The organism is Paenibacillus sp. 7516 (assembly GCF_002272715.1).
In the GTDB taxonomy this organism is placed as follows: Bacteria; Bacillota; Bacilli; order Paenibacillales; family Paenibacillaceae; genus Paenibacillus; species Paenibacillus illinoisensis_A.
In genome coordinates this window covers 34,965-56,611 of sequence record NZ_NPBI01000005.1, presented here as the reverse complement: position 1 = coordinate 56,611, position 21,647 = coordinate 34,965, and the positions used below count along the sequence as shown (strand labels likewise).

The 21,647-nt window shown below is 39.7% G+C and carries 19 protein-coding genes, 2 pseudogenes and 1 other annotated feature; of the genes and pseudogenes, 4 read left to right on the top strand and 17 right to left on the bottom strand.

Features of this window, described 5'->3' with window-relative positions:
- Positions 1-269: 269 nt before the first annotated feature.
- The 6 genes from CHI14_RS03495 to CHI14_RS03470 form a co-directional block, all read right to left on the bottom strand.
- Complete coding sequence (locus CHI14_RS03495) at positions 270-614, bottom strand: hypothetical protein (RefSeq protein WP_095287040.1); 345 nt, start codon at positions 612-614, stop codon at positions 270-272.
- A 207-nt stretch (positions 615-821) separates the two neighbouring features.
- Positions 822-1,250: a class I SAM-dependent methyltransferase gene (locus tag CHI14_RS03490; RefSeq protein WP_095287039.1), complete on the bottom strand. Its 429-nt coding sequence runs from the start codon at positions 1,248-1,250 to the stop codon at positions 822-824.
- Between the two features lie 295 nt (positions 1,251-1,545).
- Positions 1,546-1,776: a binding site (T-box leader), on the bottom strand.
- A 386-nt stretch (positions 1,777-2,162) separates the two neighbouring features.
- A complete protein-coding gene (locus tag CHI14_RS03485) occupies positions 2,163-2,888 on the bottom strand; it encodes a hypothetical protein (RefSeq protein WP_095287038.1) in 726 nt (241 codons plus the stop codon).
- Positions 2,889-3,175: 287 nt separating this feature from the next.
- Positions 3,176-3,583 carry a hypothetical protein gene (locus CHI14_RS03480; RefSeq protein ID WP_095287037.1) on the bottom strand — a complete coding sequence of 136 codons (408 nt, stop codon included), beginning with the start codon at positions 3,581-3,583 and terminating at the stop codon, positions 3,176-3,178.
- A 57-nt stretch (positions 3,584-3,640) separates the two neighbouring features.
- The gene (locus CHI14_RS03475; protein WP_095287036.1) at positions 3,641-4,567 is read right to left on the bottom strand and encodes a hypothetical protein; all 927 of its coding nucleotides are present in this window, start codon (positions 4,565-4,567) and stop codon (positions 3,641-3,643) included.
- 541 nt (positions 4,568-5,108) lie between these two features.
- A complete protein-coding gene (locus CHI14_RS03470) occupies positions 5,109-5,435 on the bottom strand; it encodes a DUF2513 domain-containing protein (RefSeq protein ID WP_141236632.1) in 327 nt (108 codons plus the stop codon).
- A gap of 109 nt (positions 5,436-5,544) precedes the next feature.
- Here CHI14_RS03470 and CHI14_RS03465 point away from each other — a divergent pair.
- Positions 5,545-6,090 (top strand): annotated as a pseudogene (locus CHI14_RS03465) (TetR/AcrR family transcriptional regulator); the annotation flags it as partial.
- Between the two features lie 691 nt (positions 6,091-6,781).
- Here the strand turns inward: CHI14_RS03465 and CHI14_RS03460 are convergent.
- Entirely contained in the window at positions 6,782-7,699 is a 918-nt protein-coding gene (locus CHI14_RS03460) for an AEC family transporter (RefSeq protein ID WP_095287033.1), read from the bottom strand.
- A 23-nt stretch (positions 7,700-7,722) separates the two neighbouring features.
- Positions 7,723-8,700: a YbhB/YbcL family Raf kinase inhibitor-like protein gene (locus tag CHI14_RS03455; protein WP_170948010.1), complete on the bottom strand. Its 978-nt coding sequence runs from the start codon at positions 8,698-8,700 to the stop codon at positions 7,723-7,725.
- 136 nt (positions 8,701-8,836) lie between these two features.
- On the opposite strand from CHI14_RS03455, the gene CHI14_RS03450 reads away from it, so the two are divergent.
- Complete coding sequence (locus CHI14_RS03450) at positions 8,837-9,649, top strand: PaaX family transcriptional regulator C-terminal domain-containing protein (RefSeq protein ID WP_095287031.1); 813 nt, start codon at positions 8,837-8,839, stop codon at positions 9,647-9,649.
- Positions 9,650-9,666: 17 nt separating this feature from the next.
- Here the strand turns inward: CHI14_RS03450 and CHI14_RS29865 are convergent, their stop codons facing one another.
- Together CHI14_RS29865 and CHI14_RS03445 are read right to left on the bottom strand one after the other, a co-directional pair.
- The gene (locus CHI14_RS29865; RefSeq protein ID WP_170948009.1) at positions 9,667-9,822 is read right to left on the bottom strand and encodes a hypothetical protein; all 156 of its coding nucleotides are present in this window, start codon (positions 9,820-9,822) and stop codon (positions 9,667-9,669) included.
- A 596-nt stretch (positions 9,823-10,418) separates the two neighbouring features.
- Positions 10,419-10,853: a GNAT family N-acetyltransferase gene (locus CHI14_RS03445; protein ID WP_095287030.1), complete on the bottom strand. Its 435-nt coding sequence runs from the start codon at positions 10,851-10,853 to the stop codon at positions 10,419-10,421.
- Positions 10,854-11,604: 751 nt separating this feature from the next.
- Between CHI14_RS03445 and CHI14_RS03440 the strand changes: the two genes are divergently transcribed.
- Positions 11,605-12,948 (top strand): DUF2252 domain-containing protein, encoded by a 1,344-nt coding sequence (locus CHI14_RS03440; protein ID WP_095287029.1) that lies wholly within the window; start codon positions 11,605-11,607, stop codon positions 12,946-12,948.
- Between the two features lie 401 nt (positions 12,949-13,349).
- On the opposite strand, the pseudogene CHI14_RS03435 reads toward CHI14_RS03440, so the two are convergent.
- The 6 genes and pseudogenes from CHI14_RS03435 to CHI14_RS03410 all read right to left on the bottom strand — a co-directional run bounded on the left by CHI14_RS03435 (position 13,350) and on the right by CHI14_RS03410 (position 17,762).
- A pseudogene (locus CHI14_RS03435) lies at positions 13,350-13,846 on the bottom strand (N-acetyltransferase family protein).
- 254 nt (positions 13,847-14,100) lie between these two features.
- Positions 14,101-14,688: a GNAT family N-acetyltransferase gene (locus CHI14_RS03430; RefSeq protein ID WP_095287028.1), complete on the bottom strand. Its 588-nt coding sequence runs from the start codon at positions 14,686-14,688 to the stop codon at positions 14,101-14,103.
- A 708-nt stretch (positions 14,689-15,396) separates the two neighbouring features.
- A complete protein-coding gene (locus tag CHI14_RS03425; protein ID WP_249280989.1) occupies positions 15,397-15,672 on the bottom strand; it encodes a GNAT family N-acetyltransferase in 276 nt (91 codons plus the stop codon).
- Positions 15,673-15,691: 19 nt separating this feature from the next.
- Positions 15,692-16,108 (bottom strand): nucleoside 2-deoxyribosyltransferase, encoded by a 417-nt coding sequence (locus CHI14_RS03420; protein WP_095287026.1) that lies wholly within the window; start codon positions 16,106-16,108, stop codon positions 15,692-15,694.
- A 784-nt stretch (positions 16,109-16,892) separates the two neighbouring features.
- A complete protein-coding gene (locus CHI14_RS03415; protein WP_095287025.1) occupies positions 16,893-17,384 on the bottom strand; it encodes a hypothetical protein in 492 nt (163 codons plus the stop codon).
- Positions 17,385-17,564: 180 nt separating this feature from the next.
- Positions 17,565-17,762: a hypothetical protein gene (locus CHI14_RS03410; RefSeq protein ID WP_095287024.1), complete on the bottom strand. Its 198-nt coding sequence runs from the start codon at positions 17,760-17,762 to the stop codon at positions 17,565-17,567.
- Between the two features lie 1,072 nt (positions 17,763-18,834).
- Between CHI14_RS03410 and CHI14_RS03405 the strand changes: the two genes are divergently transcribed.
- Entirely contained in the window at positions 18,835-19,722 is an 888-nt protein-coding gene (locus CHI14_RS03405) for an NAD-dependent epimerase/dehydratase family protein (RefSeq protein ID WP_095287023.1), read from the top strand.
- Positions 19,723-19,823: 101 nt separating this feature from the next.
- Here the strand turns inward: CHI14_RS03405 and CHI14_RS03400 are convergent, their stop codons facing one another.
- Positions 19,824-20,195 (bottom strand): VOC family protein, encoded by a 372-nt coding sequence (locus CHI14_RS03400; protein WP_095287022.1) that lies wholly within the window; start codon positions 20,193-20,195, stop codon positions 19,824-19,826.
- Positions 20,196-21,647 lie beyond the last annotated feature (1,452 nt).

Genomic DNA, 21,647 nt, shown 5'->3' with positions numbered 1-21,647 from the left:
TCACACATTTATCCATATGATATTAAAAAAAACTCGAGGGTTATAGAAACGAAAAGAAACAAAAATCCATGAAAAAATGAGTTTGAGGATTGGGATTGATGAATTTAGGTTTGTAAGTTCCATACTATTTCACAAAACTCGTATTTTGTACATATGTTGGCCGTTAGTTTAACAACTTATGGTGGTTTATTTTTTTACTACATTCATGACGACAAATCCTAAATCGTAACTGTGGCGGAAAGTTATTTGATATTTTTCTACTTTCTTGTCTACCTCATTGTTAGAACACTTGCTATTACATCCAATACATAAAGTCCACCATCTACCGTTCTCATATTCGCCACTTGAAACGGGTCAATGCTATAAACATTTTCTTTCCCTGTCTTTAAGTATTGTTTTTCTTGGAGCGCAAATAGTGTCTTCCTTTGTAATTCAGTCGTTAACATACGCTCCAATTGTTCTTCTCTAGTTTGTGGGAATCTCCATAATGCAACCCATTCAATGGAATCCTTACCTTTAGTCGCTTCATCATGTGGATGAGCTGCACTTACTGACGGAATGGATAATATAGCCCCAATAGAAAGGACTAGAATAGACATCAAAATTTTTCTCATACAATCACCTCACCATGATTATTCCTCATATGGATGAGTTTTATGTATAAAGGAGTTGTTCTGTTAAACTGCCCGTTAGCTTAGTTATTTAGTTGTTACTAGTAAGATGAGATGTTCTGAATTTTGTCCGACTGGGACAAGCGTTATAGGACAAGAACTTGTACCTATTGTCGTATACGTTCCCCTTTTCATTTTATCCGGTCCGGGTTAAACAAAAAACCGTTTACTTTCTTGTATTACTAAATTGCGTTCCTCTGGTGGTAAGTGATACATCGGGCCTAAAATTAATACAAGATCATAGCTTTTATCTGAAATGCCTTCAAGTTTTGTTGCATCACCCACTTGAGCTCTAATATTTTTTAAGCCGCTGTTTGATATTTTATCGTTAAACATTGCGATGTTTTCGGGCGTAATGTCAATTCCTAAATAAGAATTACATTTCTCGGCAAAATACAATCCATAGTGACCTGTTCCACAGCCAATTTCAATTACAGTCTTTTCTGAGGAAATATACTCATCGATATATTTTTTAGTGTAGAAAGACTCCATTAGGCTAGCCTTGTCACGAAAAAATCTTTCATCTTCTATTAGAGCATCTTTGTAGTTTACACGAATTTTCTCTTGATTTGATGACATTAATTAAACCCCTCCGTACATAATTGTAGATTTCAGTTTTCCCTAACAAATGCAAAAATAAGTCTGCTCTTAAAACGGGCTCAATCAACATCCACATTCAGGCTTTTCAGCTAAAACATGAACTCGTTTTTTTGATGTACGTCTTCTTCATCACGCAAATTTGTGTCCAATACGGATGAATTTTACGACTCATGCGATATCCTGCTCGAATGGTTTCGATCGGATAACGTGTCATCTATGTCAAACGGGGTTGATTAAACCCGGTCTTTAACCAACAAAAAAACCTCGTCTCTATGTTAGAGACGAGGTTAGACCCGCGGTACCACTCTAATTCATTTCATGTGAAATGAACTCAATTCGATGGCTATCACCATCTATCCCTGTACCGGTGGAGTTCCGGCTTACCCTACATTGTCAGGCAGCTGTTCATAGACGAGTTCGAAATGAATGACGCTGCCGCTTCGCACCAACCAGCGGCTCTCTGAAAGCTCGTATCACTTCTACTATTTCTAATCGAAACATTTAATTATCGAATTAATTATTTGTTATTCTATGGCATCTGAAAACAGTTTGTCAACCTAGATGCAAGAAAATTTTTGAAAGATAAGGGAACGTAATCGTGGCTTTCAGGGCGCATCCCGGACAAATTATAGCTGCAACCATGCAACACCTGAGGCAGCTGCAATTTTTCAAACGAAACAAATTTATGACTAAGAGACATATCTAACAGTTAATTGGCTGTTTTCCCCACCCATTAACATAATGAAAATGAATGAAAACATAGTTAGATGTTTATCTAACCGGTAATCGGCTCATGTTCTTGTCCATTTCAGTAATCGGTACAAGTTCTTGTCCTTGGCTTGGGACATGAACTTGTACCGATAAAATAAAAAAGTCGCTAAAATAGCGACTTCAATGGGACCATGTTCTTGTCCCTCGACAAATTATAAAACATCCTAAGCTAATTGCCGTTTCAATTTCCAATTTTGTACCCATTCCCCCATCAAAAGCCAAGACTATCTGTGCTGCCTTTAATGGATCGGCTCTCCATTGACGCAAAACAGGTAACAGTTCCCGATCGTTAGACAGCTTTGGATTTGCAGCATATGGATTAGGATATGTCTTAATTCTGGCATATGCATCCTCTTTACGCTGAAGTATCTTCTCCATGAAAGAACTAATAACCTGGCGACTTGCTCCCGTGTATTGACCATCCAAAACTATGGAATTTGTTTTTTCAGCGAGTAATTGTCCCACCTGTATTTGAAAATCAGATTCTTCTTCCATTAAATGTGAACCTGTAATATAGATTGATGGGCCTCGAGATCTCCTTGCAATTTCGAAAAGGATACGTTGGATATCAGAATAATTATTTACCAAAAGGCACTCGATACCAATTCGTCTCAAGTTATTGACCCATAACTGCTGACGGATCTGTCTATCTGAACTCTGCTCACGTTTCTGTATCATAAAATGCTCACGAGGAGCATTGTTGCTTAAACGGCGTGCTTCGACGAGAATATTATGCGTATCGGGATCACCATGGACACACGGATAACCTGAGGAAGGTAGGGTATTAATTACGTAGGCATCCAATTCATTAAACAAAATTGCGTCCGTTCGTTCGATGTCGCTCAATGCAGGTTCATGTGATCTCTATTTCAAGATGATTAACGAGGATCAAATCATTGTTATGGTAGACTTTAGCATAAAAAACAAGATGCAGAATCACCATCATGATCGAGATGTAAACGCTGCTCAGAACCTTATAAAATTGACTGGAATTTCAAGGTATTGATTTGGCCCAAAAAAGAACAAGTAAAAACTATTAAAGGTAATGTTCAAGAATTAAATGAGTTCAAACAACAGCAACAATATCATACGACTAAAAAAGCACTCGTGTAACGAGTGCTTGAGAGATTGAATTATAAATTTTCCTTTAAGAGGGATATAACTTTTTCGCTTATAAGTTTATTATTGGGATCTTTAGAGAGTTCTCTTAAACTTTGAACTAACTGAGGCTGATTTGAAAGTGCTTTATTAAAGTTAACCAAATTTCTATACTCTGTTAGAAGTATAGAAGGATAGTCAACAATAAATCCTCCATCTGTTACGGCATAAGAAGTGTATTTACTTAGAGTATTGAGTTCAACAAGATCTTCTAAAACAGCTATACTTGATTCAGTTGAAATATCCGTAGCTATCTTATTTATTGTTGAACTGAATTTACCGTCTATATCTTTCCTGTCGAGTTGCTCCATAGAAATCAGATATTGATAAACGTTTAAAATGGCTAGAATAGCGATTATGATAATGAATCCAATGCGCTTCATAAGTTCACTCCAAGTCGTTCAATCAAGAAGCTTATGAAGCTTTTGATTGCGAATTATTTACCAAGGTTTAAATTGAGCATGTCCATTAATAATATCAAATGATGTGGCAGTATTTAAGCTCAAGCCTCCACCTAGAGGGATATTAAAAGAAGGAGTAATGGAAAAAGTTCTTTCTTGATGTGCGTAGTGAGAATAGGCATCAGCTAGAGTGACGTTAGTTACATTCTTTTTATACTGGTACTCCATATATCCTCTATAATTTCTTCCTATGTGTTTCAAATCCATGATGTAGCCATATCCACCAGTATCACGTTTAGTTGCAGTAGCGAAATTTTCAGTTACTGTGTACCAAGAACTCGTATCATTGTTCCATAATTCCTTTTTCAATGTACCTTTTTCTGTTCCAGGTACTGGAGAAAAATTTGAATTTAATCCGATTGCAAAAACATCTTCATGTTGATAAAAGGGAGTAGTCTTCAACCATTCAAAACGTGCACTAACTTTACCACCAGAAGAAGATGTTTTAGTAATCCATGTTTCTAGTTTAACAAAATTTACTTCGCTGTAACAATCGTAACCATTAGAAATACCACAGCTACCTGTTGCAGCTATAGATATTTCTGGAGTTAATGAAGAATATACTTCTTCTTTTGTTACTTCTGTAACTATTGGTTTTGGGGAGTCACTAGAATTAATGTTAAACTTGCTCATAGTTCCCACGTTGTTATCTGTAGAAGTGTAGTCGTACTTAAAGTATTGTTCTTTCTTTTCTACTTTAACCTTATCGATATCAATCAAATACTCTCTTAGATCTTCATCACTTAGATCATTCATCATACTATCCGATAATTTGTACACCTCTTTGATAGTTTGTCTTTGTTCTGAACTGATTTGCTGTTCTTCCGCAAAAGAAGTGTCACCAAAGCCTAGGACGAATAGAGATGCTATAGATAACAGCAACCCCAATTTTTTGAAACCAAACATATTATTATTACCTCCCTAAAAAATGTAAATCCATTCTACCATATTGATTTGCAATAATTATATCTTTTGGGTAAATTAGGTCGAATATACCATATTATTAACCTATTATATATTTACGCTTAGATACTGCTATGTGTGTGATACTTCATAAATACCTCTAACAAAAATAGGTAATTTTACCTATCTAATTATAGATAGTCTCTCTCCCTCTTTAGGAGGTAAAGGTATTTTCATTTCTCTACGGGTATGGTATCTGTAGATATAAACTCCGGATTAGAAATCGCATTATTAGCCGTTGAACGCCCATATTATTTAGTAATCTGATTATATAGCGCTTCCAGGAGTTTAGAATCGTGAGTTAGATTTTCCATTGTCTTCTCTGTTAGGTTTTCACAATGTAAGATCAATTGAATTCCATCAGTTTCTAGAAGGCATCCACCTCATCATTTTTCCCTTTGATAAGCTTGTCCTGGATTATAAAGGTGCAGTGTACCATGACACACTTGTAATAAGGTATGTAAGTTCTAGATGCCCTACCTTTTTATGACCCTAAAAAGTACGATTGAGCAGCCTTCGTCACCAATGCTTTAACCACTTCAAATGGTATATCAAAGAGCTTGCTACCTTTTTCTTTTGCCATGGATTTAGCCTGGGTTAATACACCATCATTTCGGACAGTATCCAAAAATTCATGGCCAGACCATGTTATTCCAGTAATCAAAAAAGTGGGAACGTTATCAAGTGTCGTGGAGGAGGCTTTAATCAACCCGTGGTCTACCGCTAGTCCAACATTATATTGAACCAATGCGTTATCCATCTGTCCAGATTCCATAATAAAAGGATGCTCTTTTAGCTCAGGCTCCTTCAAGTAATAAAGCCGTTATTAGTTAGCGAATTCAATCAATGGAAAAAAGACCGGTTTTGGCACAAGTCAATAAAATGTGTGTCATTATTTTCAAAAGATTGGTGGGCTTACAATGTCTTCGACGGATAGAAGAGTACTCAAATCGCAAGAAGCGATTAAAAGCGCTTTTATTAAGCTGATGGCTGAAAAGAACTTTGATCGAATTACAATTCAGGACATTTCCAATAAAGCAAATGTCGGGCGAAGAACTATTTATCACCATTACATGGACAAATATGATCTGCTGGATAAGATGATTAAGGAACATATAGACAATCTTCGGGAACTTTGCCAATCGGCATCGGTATCTGAAATGACTTTTAAAGAAGGAAATTATGTTTGGTTTGAGTACTTTGAGCGTAATTATTTATTCTTTTCAACAATGTTAATCAGTAAAGGTGCCCCATATTTTCGAAGTCGTTTTCTTGAATTGGTCGTACAAGAGTATAGACCTGAAGTAGATACATCTGAAGGAATAAACCAAGCATTAAGTGAAGAGGTTATTCTTCAATTTTTTGCTTCGGCTATTGTAGGAGTAGTGGAATGGTGGTTTAAGAATGGAATGCCTCTGACCGCTCAAGACATGGCAGAACAAACGGGAGCATTGTTAGACAGGAACCTGAATAGTTCAACAACGTTACGGAGAACTAAAGCCGAATCTGTCACGGTTATTGATATCAATAAAGTGGAAAAATTGTATTATATAGACATCAATTAGACTGTGCTCTTGTCCATTCCGGTAAACGTTACAAGTTCTTGTCTCTCAAGAGCTCCTTAAAATCATTAAAATTTAAGGTTTCAAAGCCTATCCTATAAACAACTAACGCAAAAATTTGATGTTAAGCTACTTGGATACCTCGCCGCCGCAATGACACAATGTTCTTGTCCCTCGACACTAGGACTCTTTTTGCACAATTATATTAGGCATAGTTCTCTCCCTATTCTGGTCATGCCTTACTTAAATTTTATTTTTATGAGCTAGGCTGTAGCTCTTGGTTGCCATGAATGACCATTTCTGAACATCTCAATTGTATTGGAATGGTCACGGTGGTTAAACCCTTCATCCCTCAACCCGCATTCGGGTATTTTTTGTTTAGGCGTTCTGGTCCGCCATCACACTCCTGCGGTTGCCCGTCTCTATCACCCACGCCCGGCAGCGTCAGACGGACATCGATAAACTCCACCAAGGTTATTTTTCGCCGTCCCTTGCGATGCTGTTTACCGTAACATCAATAAAGCAAAATCAAAAGGCCGCCAGAATCACTTCCTGGCGGCCCAATTGACGTAAGCCGACGTACCACATGCCGAAACTAGAACCAGCCTGACCAATAAATCAGAATGGGGAGATAAAGAAAGCTTGCAGTCGTCGTCATCGCAACGTTAACCGAAACGAGTTCCTTGTCTCCCCCATACTTCTCCATTAGCACCACGGAATTAATAGCAGAAGGCATTGAAGATTGTACAAACAATACCGATGCTTCAAGACCATGAAGTCCAAGCAGGCGAATGGTCAGCAAAGACAGAAGCGGCACGCCCACAATTCGCATGACAATAGAAATCCACAGTTCGCGGCGCATGCTGGCACGCCAGTTTGTTTTTCTGAGTTGCATACCCAGCATGAGCAGAACGATAGCAGCATAAGCTCCGCCAATAAGCTCGAGACCCGAATTTAAGCTTGTCGGCAACGGGATTTGGAACAAATACAGGATCAGGCCAACAACCGCAGCATAGATCAGAGGGTTCCGTACCATTTTCGCGGCGGCTTGCCGTGGACTGAAGGAACTGCGAGAGGCAATATATAATCCAAGCGTATTCACGAGTACGATATGAAGGACTACATTCGTGACTCCAATGGCGAAGCCGGCATTTCCGAATGCAAGAAGCAGCAAAGGCAACCCGTAATTATTGGAGTTAGCGAATATGGTCGTGAGTTCCATCGCCCGAGATGAAGGCGTATCAAATCGAAATAATTTCCCTACAGCAAGGGATGCCCCCCAACAGAGAACCGTCTGAATGACAGTAAATAACGCAATATGAGCAAAGGCCGAGCTATTCAAGCCGCTGCCCGAAACAGCGCTCACGATAAGGCAGGGTGAAAGAACGAACAAGCTCAAGTCCGCCAGCACCGTCGCATCAGGCGACTTGTACTTCTGATACAGATATCCAAGTAGACAAGCCAGCAGAATGGGTACGCTTACCGTCCCAAACAAAGAGATATAACTATTCATGACAAGGATTCCCTTCAGTCAAACTAATTTTGATGAACAAAGCCGTCTTGTTTGGAATAGCCAAGTGAGTGCGCAAGAAGCAGCGGTTCCAATTGTTCGAAGAATACCGGTGCTATTGCTGGCAGTTCCAGCTTGTCGGTGTCAATCGCATAGACGGCCAAACGGTACAGATGATCGCCAGAATAACGGGGAGGCTCTGCGCCGTAATAGCTGTTTAATTCTACAGAGCCGTCCGAGAAGTGACCCGAGGCGCCTACCGTTAATCCCTGTGCCGTTACCGGAATGTTAAGTACGCTCCAATGAATGAAGTTATCTGCAATCGGGTGAACATCATACATGACCACGGCAATGGATTTCGTACCTTCAGGCGTGTTTTTCCAACTGACTGGCAGACTGATATTTTGTCCGGACGGCATACCGTCGTGGGCGTATTTGACCGGGATGTTGCCGTAAGCCGCGAATGCATCTGACCATGCTTGGAATCCCGATGCCGTTGACACAGAAGACGCGTTTAACATGCGGTTTGCTGAATCCCAGCGCAGTTCCAGCCCGAGGGCAACCTCAATTAATCGGGAGGATACCATTACGCTGCCATTTTCAAGAACAACCTCATGATCCAGCTCATATCTAACACCATTTACATTAACTTGAGATTCCCCGAGCTTCTGTGATGCTGTGAAGCCTTCACCTTCAGCAAACCAGGACTGCTTAGCGGCATCCCATTTGACAATCGCACCGGCAGCCTCGAACACAGCGCGAAGTGGGATCAGCATGCGCGTATTCACCATTTCACCTTTAGCTTCGATTTTCTTCCCATTTACCGTCAGGTTAAATGGCGTATTCCATTTACTGTAGCTTGCCACATTGCTAGCGACATCCTTTGGAGCCGTTGATGACGTCGGGGAATTGTCCTCTGCAGCAGCGGTGATAGGCATGGACACGGTAAATAGAAGCCCAAGAATCATTGTAAGTTTTCCGGTTATTAGTTTCGCTTTTGTCATAAAAATCATGTCTCCTTTGAATTGAAATTGAGGTACAATGAAATTACAGTACTGTTTTGTAACATAATTTTGCGTTGTCGACGATATTTATGTTATATTTACTTGTGCAGAGTTGTCAATAGGAGCGTGAATCCTGATGCTGTCAGTAGAAAAGCAAATGCTCTTTCTGTTATCCAAGGCAGATGAGCTTCAATCGCAGGAGATTATTCGAATTTATGAGCAACGGGGATACTCGCCCCCTTATATACGCAATGGTTTATCACGGCTGAAAAAGGAGAGCTATGTCGATACCCCTTCCCGTTCGACCTACCGTATTACAGCTGCCGGAAGGGAGTTTATTCGCTCGATCAATCGTAAACCGGAGCTTTATAACACCGATTGGGATCGCTCCTGGCATCTTGTCTTGATTTCATTTCCAGAATCGGAGCGTAAACGACGCGACCGTTTGCGAGCGGATCTACTGCAAACGGGATTTGGACTGCTATATAGCGGGATGTATATTTCACCATGGCCATACCGGGAGGAGCTATCGGAGCTCATTCAGAAGCATGATGCCGGTCCATTCGTAACTGTATTTTCCGGGAAAATGGAGCATGGGGAAATGACGGAGGATCAGGTTGAGGAAATTTGGTCTTTGGGTGATTTGACGCGGATCTACAACGAGAAACAGCTCTGGTTCGAGGAATATTTTGAACCCTTGTTTACTTCTTCATTGGAACATTTCTCTTCCGCTAAAGCATCGGAGAGTCATGCGCTGGAACTGTTTGTCCTGTTTTTGACGCTGGGGGAAACGATTAACGAGCTTTACCTGTTAGATCCTATGCTGCCGCCTGAATTACTTCCGGCGAATTGGAGCGGACGATCCATCCTCCAGCGATTGACAGAGAACCTCGCCAAAATAATCGAAGCCATCCCTCCTGACTCCGCTTATGCGAGGTTTGTAAAGTGAAATAGAACAAATCCAACTTACGCAGCAACAAAACAAGAGCAGACTGGCATGTCCGACAAGGGCCATCCTTTGCGGGATTGGCCCTTGTCCCATGAATACCAGTGAGCTTCCGGGTCCTCTTCGTTAGGGGCATAATCGATGGAATGAGCTCTTTTTCTCGAGGTATTCGTCATTGTCGATGTCAGAGAAATCTAAAGCCTCCTCCGTTTCGAACAGATCATTGTATCCGTCTTCGCCTTCCCTCTTGTATTCTTCCACCGAAACGCTCAAGGACGCCTAGCTGTTACTCATGTCGGTGCGACAGTAATTGTCTTTGTAAACCGAGCGGTCGTTATCGCCGTCGATAAGCAGCTCTACGTTTCTTTCTCATAACTGAACATGGAGACGGGCTTAGGGCAAGCATTTTTGATGAGCTTGTGAAGCATTGATGTCCTTGATCGTCAGGCTGATAAACAAACATATCTTGATACTAATGAGGGCTTTATCTGCATGCGCTTCTTATTTAGATGTTCATCTAATCGGTAATCGGATTATGTTCTTGTCCTTTACGGCAATCGGTACAAGTTCTTGTCCGTGGCTTGGGACAAGAACTTGTACCGATAACATAAAATGCCGCTAAAATAGCGACTTCAATGGGAGTATGTTTTTGTCCCGCGACATGTCACGAAGAATATATCGTTCCCCTTGTTACTTTCATAAATCGTGATTAATTTTTCATTACTCGTAAACGTAAGCAACGGATGCTCCATTTTCGTATATTTTTCTAATATCATGTCTTACCTAATTTCTTATATTGAAGAACCCAATATCTTGCTCCAGGCTCGCCTTCTTCTACGACAGCCTTCCAGCCTTGCTTTTTATAAAATGTGAGTGCTTTATAATTTTCAGAGACACATTTTAATGTAACTGGTGTTCCCAATTCGGCCACGGATTGCTGGAGTAACTGCTTTCCTACCCCTTTGCCGGCTGCACTCGGGTGCACAAACAAATTATGAATAAAGCGGTCAGGTACATATAGTGACGCAAAACCAAGTACTTCATCGTTTTCCTCTGCCAAAAGAATTTGTTCTTCCGAAGTATCCCGGTCAAAATCGTCAAGTCTCATCTCAGCGGCATTAGCCCAGTGAAAGCTCGCCCGCCGGGAATCCAAATAAATTTGTCTCAATTGCGGATAGTCTGTAATATTGGCTTCCCTAATGATCATCCGATCAATCCCCCATTCTTCTGTATCAATTTAGTTGTTACCTGGAGCCGACGTTTACCAATTGTTTGGCCCTCACACGTCCCTTGAATGATTGCAGATCGACATAACAAACGAGGCGTAGTTATTACAACACCAAGTCGAGCTATCCAGTTTAGATAACCATTATAGGTAGTCCACATTGTCCGGCGAGTCCCCTTTCCTACAACTCCTATTCAAACATTACGAGTTAGAGCCAATTACTGTCAAGATAAATACATGGTAGGTGACAACTATCGCAATTCTTATTAAACTAACCTTTCCGTTAGCTTAAAGAAACAGATAACTTGGTGCCATATACTTAATCTTTCCGCATGTAACGAGCTCTTGCCTTAGCCAGAAAAAAATCTGGTTTTTTAATACAAAAACACGTTATCAAACGGCAAATTTTTTATTACCTTGCTTTTATCAGCCCCAATAGTTCCAATTAGAAGCTTTTAGATAACTGTCTAATCCGAAATGACACAATGTTCTTGTCCTTTTCGACAATGGTACAATGTTCTTGTCCCGCGACAGTCTGTTAATCGCACCCTTAAAAATTGACAAGAAGTTCCCTACCAAAAAATAATGTGAACAGATTTTGTAAAATTTCCTGAAATATATTTCCACTTCATGCATACTCTTGGTTTCACTGCATTCAAAAGCACGGTATGATGGAAGGGATAGTCATGCAATTATCATTTCAGAGGTTCAATTACATAAGGGAGCGATGAAGATGGTCCAAGAAACGATTACAGAAGGTGTTATGCGCACGCGGAACAAACTGCGCAAAGATTTGCTAGTTTCGGTGTTTGACGAGTTTGACGAGAGCATTATGCATCTCTCCGCAGTCAAGCGGGAAGAGAAATATCGCAAGATGTCGCTGTCTCCGTTTTCATTCTTTCGGGGAAGCTCCTATTTGTTCTATTTTGATGCCACACGCCAGTATTTCCCCTATCATACACCGCCAGAGCGCCCCACCTGGATTCAGGGGGACCTGCACTTCGAGAACTTCGGTGCTTTTCACATTCAAGGCAGGCAGATCGTCTACGATGTGAACGATTTCGACGAAGGATACCTCGGCAGCTATCTGTATGATGTTCTCCGCATGTCTAGCAGTATCGCTCTGGTCGGTCGACAATTCGGTTATGCTGAAGCTGAACAGAAAGAGCTCATTCAAGCCTACCTTCGCGCTTACGCCAAGCAAATTCACCGTTTCTGCAAAGGGAAGGATGATCCTGCCCGCTTCATAATGAATGAGCAGACGGCAAAAGGACCGATCCGGAAGTTGTTACGCAAGCTTGAAAAACGCAAGCAGGCCCATTTCCTTGAAAAGGTTACCGCTCAGATGCAGCATGGCCGCTCATTTCTGGAGAACTCTGAACTGGTCGTGCCAGAAGAAGCTGAACAGCGCCAATTGGAGCAAGCATGGACGGACTATCTGGATACCGTCGCAGAACGACACCTGGACGACACCCATTACGCGATCAAGGATATCGCCATCAAACACGGCTCAGGTACCGCTTCGATCGGACTTGATCGGTATTACCTGCTCATTGAAGGCGGGATGTGCCTGAACGATGAGGACGACACCATTCTGGAAGCCAAAGAGGTCCGTGTCCCTGTACCTGCCTATTTCCTGCCCTATTCCGAATCCTTCTGGAACCATTTCGGTCATCAGGGCAAACGGGTAGTAACGACTCAACAAGCCATGCATCATCAGGCGGATGCCTATCTCGGCTATATCACGATTGAGGATCGGGACTTCTACGTCAGGGAGCGTTCTCCATACAAGAAACGGCTCAAGCCACAGAACATCCAGAGCATGGACGACATGCGCCAGGTTCTGCAAGCGATGGGTAAACTGACAGCCAAAATGCATGCCCGTGCCGATATTGATGTCGCGAACGGTATCCTTTCGTATCATAGTGAGCAAGAAATTGCCCGAGCTATAGGTTGCGATGTACACAGTTTTGCTCGCTATGTCGCGGACTGGAGCTATCTATATTCCGATCAGGTAGAACGAGATTACGCTCTCTTCACGGATTGGTACCAGGATCGTTTCGGCGAACATGCATAATGCGCTGCACAAAGAACAGGCCGCAAAAGGGGATCCCTTTTTACGGCCTGTTCTTGTTGGAAACCATCTGACTGACATGAATGAATCTGCTTTGTCCTTAATTCAACAGTTCTACGCTGTCGTACACCCAACCCGCGCTTAACCAGTTCCTTAAATCGCTACTACCGCTAATCGGCGTAATCGGCAATAGGAATATGTTCTTGTCCATTCCGGTAATCTGTACAAGTTCTTGTCCTTGGCTTGGGACAAGAACTTGTACAGATAAAATAAAAAAGCCGCTAAAATAGCGACTTTCAATTGGACAATGTTCTTGTCCCCCGACATGAACAAAAGCAGCCGATACTTGACCAGCTGCTTCTTAATTGTATTGAGCTAACGTTTCCCGTTAGTTTAACAAACCCCTATAATAATTTAGACATAAAATACTGGTCGAAAAGTTTGTCATTTATCAATAGTGAGTTTCTTTTTATTCCTTCTATCTCAAATCCCATTTTTTTATATAGAGATACTCCTGCTTCATTTTGAATGACCACTGTAAGTTCTAATCGTAAAATATTATGAGCTCTTGCCCATTCTTCTAACCTTTGAAATAGATTTGTTCCTATACCACGCCCTGTGTACTCTTCTAAAATACCTATAACTAGGTAGGCTGAATGCTTTGTTCTTCTTGTGTCTCCGCCAATGACTGCTAGACACCCTACTAACTTTCCAGCTTGTTCTGCAACAAGTACTGTTGAATTACTCTCTTTGTTTACTCGTTCCAACCATTTACGTTGTTGTTCAGAAGACTTTTTCTTTCTCCTGGTTCCATAAGCATAAAATAAGCCTCGGTTTCAACTTCCTTCATTAGCAAATCAAAACTTTCAGCATCCTCAGGTTCTATCTCTCTGATAAACATTGAATCCCCCCATAAATATACATATCCAATATTATACATGTTATTGAACTAACATGCCCGTTAGTTGAACAAAATCAGCTGATCACTTTGACCGGCTGCTTTCTTAGTTCTATTACTCTAACGTTTTTCCGTTAGTTCAATAGAAAGAGCAAGCTGTGGTTGCCTACTCAAAAATATGTGTAATCTACCCTTTAGTTCAACGAATATCGGATAACCTTGTTTATACCTAAACCTATGAATAAGGAACAACCTCTCTAATTACTCACTTTTTCAGAACTCGTGCTGAAGCGAAAGACTAGCTTTTCTCCATCTTCAGGATGATGACCAAGTTCTTCGGAGTATTTCCCGTTAGTACATGTGTTAAGTGTTCTACGCCAGAAACGTTTCGCACGTTCGTTTCGTTCGGTGGGATTTGTTTGCAATTCCCATTGCCCTGGCATCTTTCCAATAATCTGTCGCACTGCTTCTTCTCCAACACCCTTTCCTCGATAATTACGTAATAGGAAGAACTCATTCATGTAATAATCGATATAGTGAGGACATGGTATGAAAGGGGAAGTAGCCACAAAAGCAAGCCCCGCTGGTATATCATCCACTGTGATAAGATAAGGGAATAATATGTTCGGGTGTTCCCACCAAATATCAAACACGCGATTCTGTTCCATCAAAGTTCGGGTATCATCATTCTCAAACACCCCATAACGATTGGACTTGTGTTCCCATACTTCAGACAAATCATGCAGATAAAGAGGATAAATATTATTGATAATGAACTTCTCCTCCATACCGCATAGTCTAGCGGTAACATTTAACTTATTTACTTCATGATTAACGCAATCCATTTTGCAACTCCTCCGATTCCGATACTCTCAATCAACAATATCACTGATACCATAATTCTTTCCTAGCATCAGTATAAGGTGAATATCGCATCCTTTATAGGCAGAGTATTTATATATTCATTTTTTACATAACAAAAGGCCCGTGTTGGTTTTATCCAACATGAGCCTTTTGTTATGCCTGCGTTTTATAAACAATCTTCTTCATGCTGTCATGGGATAGACAGTAGGAATTCGCGAGTTGTTCCACATTCATACCCTGCCTGAGAAGCTTCCGAGTTATACCCAATGATACTGAGGTGATTTTAATATTATGCCCTTGTTAAATTCAACTAACCTGCCCGTTAACGCAATGAAGCTGTCGGTCAACAAAGGCAGCCTCACTTTCGTCGTTTATTCATTTAAAGTTACCCGTTGGTTCAATAATATAATCTTTAAATCTATATCCAGTCATTAACATAAAAAACTATCCCTATGATAGCTCCAATTGTAGCAGCAGTTAACACTATAAAGGCTGTTACCCCTTTTGAATCTTTCCTTTTCATCAATGAAGTTCCTCCTATAATCAACTATTTTTCTGACATTATAATACTACTTTACGAATACTCGTCCCATTAGTTACAAAATCTATCCAGGCCGTTTACTTAAAGAAACAAGAAGCAGTTGCCAATCGGTAAACTGCTCCTTGCTGATTTGAATTAACGTTTCCCGTTAGTTCAATGACTCCTTTAAATCAACCCTTGTATAAGTTTGCTCATATGTTGTCCCGTCTTCATTATGGAATAAAGCTGTTCTTGAGTATGGTTCATTAATTCTTTTATATCCAAGCTTGGTTATAAGCTTTATCATTTTCGGATTCCCAATTGGGTCAACACTAACGAATATTTCAGAATAGCCGAGTTTCCTTGCAAGTTTTTCACGATGTCTAATTAAACTCGAACCAATACCATTTCCACGATAATTTTCATTTACATATAGATCACACAATTTGGGCGATAAGTTACTATTAAGTTTTAAGAGACCGAACCCCAATGATGCTGGTATTCAAACAGACTGAACTTATTAAGTCATCTAAGGAGCCAATCCTCTGTTCAACTGAATCTACATGATAAAACGTACATGTGTTTCCGATTTCATTCAGTTCATTTGTTGAAGAGTATAAATAAATTTTCTTTCCTGCTCCCAGAGCAATTCCTAACTCAACATGACTCCCTTTCCCAGCTGGGATCATTACAATTACTACATCTGCAGCCAAAACCCCTGAAACCTCTTTTTGGCCAATTTTACGGAGTTTGGAGATAGAGTCTATGTTCGAATGTGTTGTCCAATCATATGTTTGTTGAAAACCACGCGCTTTCAAATTCTCAGCGACTTGCCGCACGTTTTCTATGTTTTTGAGACTGGACGCTATGTAAAATTTCATTTCGTTCCCCCATTCGGCCTTCTAAGCATGCAGTTATATAGTAGCACATATTGGAAGTGTCCTGCCCGTTAGTTGAACAAAAGCAGCCGATCTCATGGATCAGCTGCTTCTTAATTGTATTGAACTAATGTTTCCCGTTAGCTTAACGAAGTTCACTTGGTCATTTTCTGGCTTGTTGCCTTCATTTCTGCGCTTTTCAAGCTTTTCGCGGGAATGAGATCAAGTTCTTGTCATTTGGTTTTGACAAGAACTTGATCTCATAAATACAAAAAGCCGCGATATTCGTGGGTCCAATTGGTTAAGTTCTTGTCTTCCGATACATTCGCCGATCCCATGTATCGAGGCAAGCTCTTTCAGAAGCATATTTTACCTCCAAGAAGCACTCTGTTCCGTTCATTCGCTGAATCCACATGTCAAAAATGGATTCTACTAATTCTCCTTGCCATTCGACTTGTATTCGCTTGGGTTGTTCACAGTTGTACTAACCTCAAAAAGTACGTTATCATGGTTTTTCAGATTGCTTCCCTTATTGTACTGTTTTGCTAATTGCTCCAAAGGCAGACCATCTTCATACTCACAAAACGTGTATTCATGACCGTATCAGGCACCAAAATGAGTATTGATTGCACTAAGTTAATTTCTACAGTAATCGTGAACATTAAATCAACTCTTTTGATGTAGTTTTAGCTGTCCATTTAGCAAATAAATTCTTTAATCTGCCGTCTTTGGATGAGCTGTTGTTTCCCTTAGCTTAAATCGCGTTTGTTCAAATCTAACCTTTCTTTCATCTAGATTCATTGTATATTTCTTCACCTAAGGAATTACTAATTGAAATATTTTTTACTTTTGCGTGACCAATGCTTGATACTAACAAGCCCTTATTTTCATTGATTCCCCTTGATTCAACAGTGCCATCCGAATATATTAAGGTAATACTTTTAGATCCTTTATCCAATAGATCATTAGGTATAATGATTGCAATATATGATACTCCATCGCCAATAGTTATTACATCTTGATTATTTGATCCCCAAGATAGATTGTGATCATGTAGCTTTCCATGCTGATCCGAATACAGTGTAATTAATGAATTTTTCATCAAAATAATAGCACTGCCCTCTACCCATATGGTATCAAGAGTAGCTAATTCATTTTCTGAGATATATCCCACAATCTGTTCGTTGGTTGGGGCAGTGTAAATCAGATTAGACTCCTTAGAGCAACCTGTCATAATGATCATTAAGATCAAGAGATATGTAATTTGCTTTAGCTTCATATAACTCCCCTCTCATTTGATGAGTTAGGATTAAACTGATAAAAATCACATACGAACCAGATAATAGAAAGTTGCGTTAACCTTCCTGTCAGTTGAACAAAAGCAGCCAATCACTTTGACCAACTGCTTTTTTAGTTCTATCACGCTATAGTTTCCCGTTAGCTGCCTTTTATTTTCAGCTCATGGGTATTCAATTTCCTTTTTGGTACCACTTTTTTCATATATGATCTCTGTTTTTCTGCCATCCGGATATTCCTTGATCATTTTTTCATTTTCTTCATATACAATGGGCACACCATTGCTTTTGGCCTCTTGTCTGGCCGAGAGTGTTGCTTTTACTAAAATTTCATTCAATTCAGAAATTGCAATACGTTTCATGTGAAAGATACCCTCCTTAAATAATTGTACGTAAAAGTTTCACTATTATGGGCTGAACATTTTTCAAGTTTAACTGTGCTAAATGCCATTCTCAAGAAATCTTTCTCACTAATTTGTCCAGACAGTCTTTTTCATTCAGCTTATTGGTTCCGACTTGGAGCTCCTGAACCATCTGCATCAATAATAATAGCACTGATAGGAAAAGTACCGTCATCTCTAGTCTTTTCCTCTTCTCCAAAAGTTAGCAGAAGGTTTTCGTAATGGTATCCACCTACACATCCCATCTCAGTAATTCCCAATTACAATATATTCAAGAAATATATTGCTACTCCTTCTCCCATAATGCTGATTTTTTCTTGCATCAGATACCTTAACCTGCTCGTAATAGAACAAAAGCAGCCGATCACTTTGATTAGCTGCTTCTTTTATTATTGTACTAACGTTTCCCGCTAGTTTAATAACCTTTACTGCTAGGAGATCAGCAATCGTTCATTTTTTCAAAAGGAAACCGAAGTAGAAATTTATTTAAATAATATGCAGAAGATATCCTAATGTTGATAGATTCAGGCCGAGCTGAGATAATTGCTTGTTTTTAAAATTTTGAATTATTTAAGTGCTGCCATTTGATTTCGACAGAATATATTACTATATATTTCCATTCTTAAGGTACGCTTGGCAGTTCTATCATGTGGAATACGCTACTATGCAATCCGTCTCAAACGGGATGCTAAGAGCAACTAGTCTAAGATGACAATGGTTTGTGTCGGTTTAGGCGAGCCAGGTACTTGACATATGTAATCCGTAGCCCTAAAATGAGCTAAGTCAGTCGATTATGGACTCAATGAGTCGATAATAGGAGTGCAAATGAATAATATTTTTAACTCGATATGCACTTCATGTCCATTCGACTAAAGGAGCTGGTTCTTTGTATGAATGCTAGCTGAATCACGCACCTTTTTTTGTTCCAATTATAGATATAGGATATCTATAATATCTAAATATTGATAAATAGGAGGCAGTGACAAATTGTATCACTTTACTTTTAGAACCTAGATTAGGGAGATGACGAACGATGAAAATATTTATGACAGGCGTTACCGGATATATTGGAAGTTCTGTGGCTAAAGTATTGCTCGATGCGGGGCATTCTATTTATGGTCTGACCCGGAGCACCAGCCAAATAAACGAGCTGAAAGAGCTTGGAGTCGAGCCTGTCGTGGGCACACTTGAAGATACGGAAATACTGGCTGATTACGCAAAACGGAGCGATGGAGTGATCCATACAGCTGACGTTGCTCACCGCAAGGCTATTGAAACGTTTATTAGCGCTTTGCGCGGTACAGGTAAGCCGTTGATTCACACATCCGGTTCAGGCAATGTTGCGGATGATGCCAAGGGCGAATTCCAGAGCGAGCAAATCTATAACGAAGAAACACCTTTAACAAGGGACTTGGAATCGATTCGAGTCAATGAGCTGGTGCGTAAAGCTGGGGTCGATCAAGGAGTGCGAGGCATTGTCATCGTACCTTCCATGGTATATGGAACGTCTCTCGGACTTCCAAGAGACAGCGTTCAACTTCCAATGATTGTACAGAAATCGAAAGAAATGAAGGCCGGAGTCTATATTGGCAAAGGTCTGAACAGATGGTCGAACGTCCATATTCGTGACTTGGCCCAATTGTATCTTCTTGCGCTAGACAAAGCGCCATCCTCCTCTTACTTTTTCGCAGAAAATGGCGAGGAATCGTTCCGTGATCTAAGCCGTTACGTGAGTGAGGCGCTTGGATATGAGGGACGTACGGTAAGCTGGTCTCTGGAAGAATCGGTTTCTGAATTTGGCCTTCTGGCTCAATATACACTTGCGACGAATTGCCGAATTCGTTCTGTGCATGCTCGAAACTTGCTTGGCTGGAAGCCTGAAGCCGAATCCGTGCAAACTTGGCTTGCTAATAGCCTTTGAGGGTTGTGATATTGATCAGGGAGGTAGAAGGAAGACGACCAAGATTGAGGCCGAGGCGAAAAGTATGGGAACGTTTGATTTGGACGTCACGGTCTTATTCATTACCAGTGTACTTGAAATTTATTACCATTTGGGTCATAAAAGTGGAAAAAGGCATGACCATTATCTTCTTTTATATCCTCTACCTTAACTTGATTATCAATTAAGTGTTGATGAAATTTAGATAATTCTGGACTGGTAAAGCCAATGCTAAACTCTTGTTTATTATCAATTGTAAAATGTGCAAATGCTTCATCTTCGGTAGGAACTAAGATAAGTAAGAAAGGTCCTTCATTTACTTTTAAAATTGTAAGTTCCTCAGTTTTGTTTAGTAAATGCAGCCCTAATACATCTCTATACCATTGTGTAGACAGTTCTAAATCTTTTACAGGAATTCTAATATAATGTACTTGTTCAATAAATGATTTACTCATTGTCTTCTCTCCTTTATTTAATCCGGTATATCCTATAGTTCCCTTTAGATACACCTTTTCCTTCCGATTATTGAATTAACTTGTCCGTTTGTTGAACAAAAGCAGCCGATCACTTCGATCAGCTGCTTTCTTAGTTTTATTATGCTATCGTTTCCCGTTAGTTCAATAGGGAATTCTTAATATAGCATTCTTAACTCAGTATAGATTACTTCCCCTATATTAAGAAAATGTGGAATGTCACATATTTTGAATTGTTTTTTTCAGCTGTCCATCGAACGACCGATCTACTTCTGATTCGTTGAAGTAAACTTTCATAATGTTCTTTTTCTCATATATATTTGGATAAGTTATTAGATTTGCGTTTTGCAAACGCTCGTTGAAAGATTCACGTGCTTTCCCTCGTGCCTTTTCCGACTGGAACACATAAACTAGCAAATTTACCGATTCTTCATTATTGACGCTATTCCCGATCCTATACCCGTTCCCTTCTCACTTAGTTTGATACTTTGTCCTTTAATAGACTGCGTTACATTTCCCATCGTCAGATCTTCTTTTATGTCTCTCCCATCTAAACATCCCGAAAGAATAATAAAAATAAACAAATTATCACTATTTTATACCTCAACGCGCAACACCCTCCAACATATTAGGAACGATTATTCAAGGGAAAGTGTTGCATATATTTTTCGATGTGAAGGTTAGCCATTGAACTAATCTCCCGGTTAGTGGAACAAAAGCAGCCGCTCACATTGATCAGATGCTTTCTTAGTTCTGTTACGCTATCGTTTCCCGTTAGCTTAATGCTATGTATCATTAAAACTAAACTTCATTATATAATCCTCTTCAACTAATTCAGTCTCACCATTTATCAAAAGAGATGAAAATTTTTCGAAAAGTTGTTTAATCTCAGTATTAGCATTAATTAGATCAATACTTTTTCTATATTCATTTTCGTTCTTATATTTTGATATTTCAATCCACTTACTTTTTTCTTGATTACTATTTATACAGAAAGATTGAAAGTCTATGTAAGACGCATAAATCTCCGCTGATTTTTTTGAATCTCTAAGTACTCATCTATTCTATCAGGCTGAATTTGGTACTGATAAACTTTAACAAACATTATATTGCACCTCCTATTTTTACTGATTAATTATAGAAGAAGAGTACTTTTGTATAAATATTCAGATTAATTATTTAACTTAAACCAATGAAATACTCCGTGATTTACTTGATTACTTTAGCTGATTTATCAGCGACTATAGTAATCATGATTATTATAGAATGTATTTATGTACTTCGATGTTCTATTTTTTCATAAAGATCTTGCCCGTCTTAACTGCGATCCTAATTACGTGTTTAGAACGGTTTTAATATTTGACATAAAGTTCCCTACTAAAAAAACACCTCCAAGTTAATTACTATATCTAACGACAAGGTAACCATCACTTG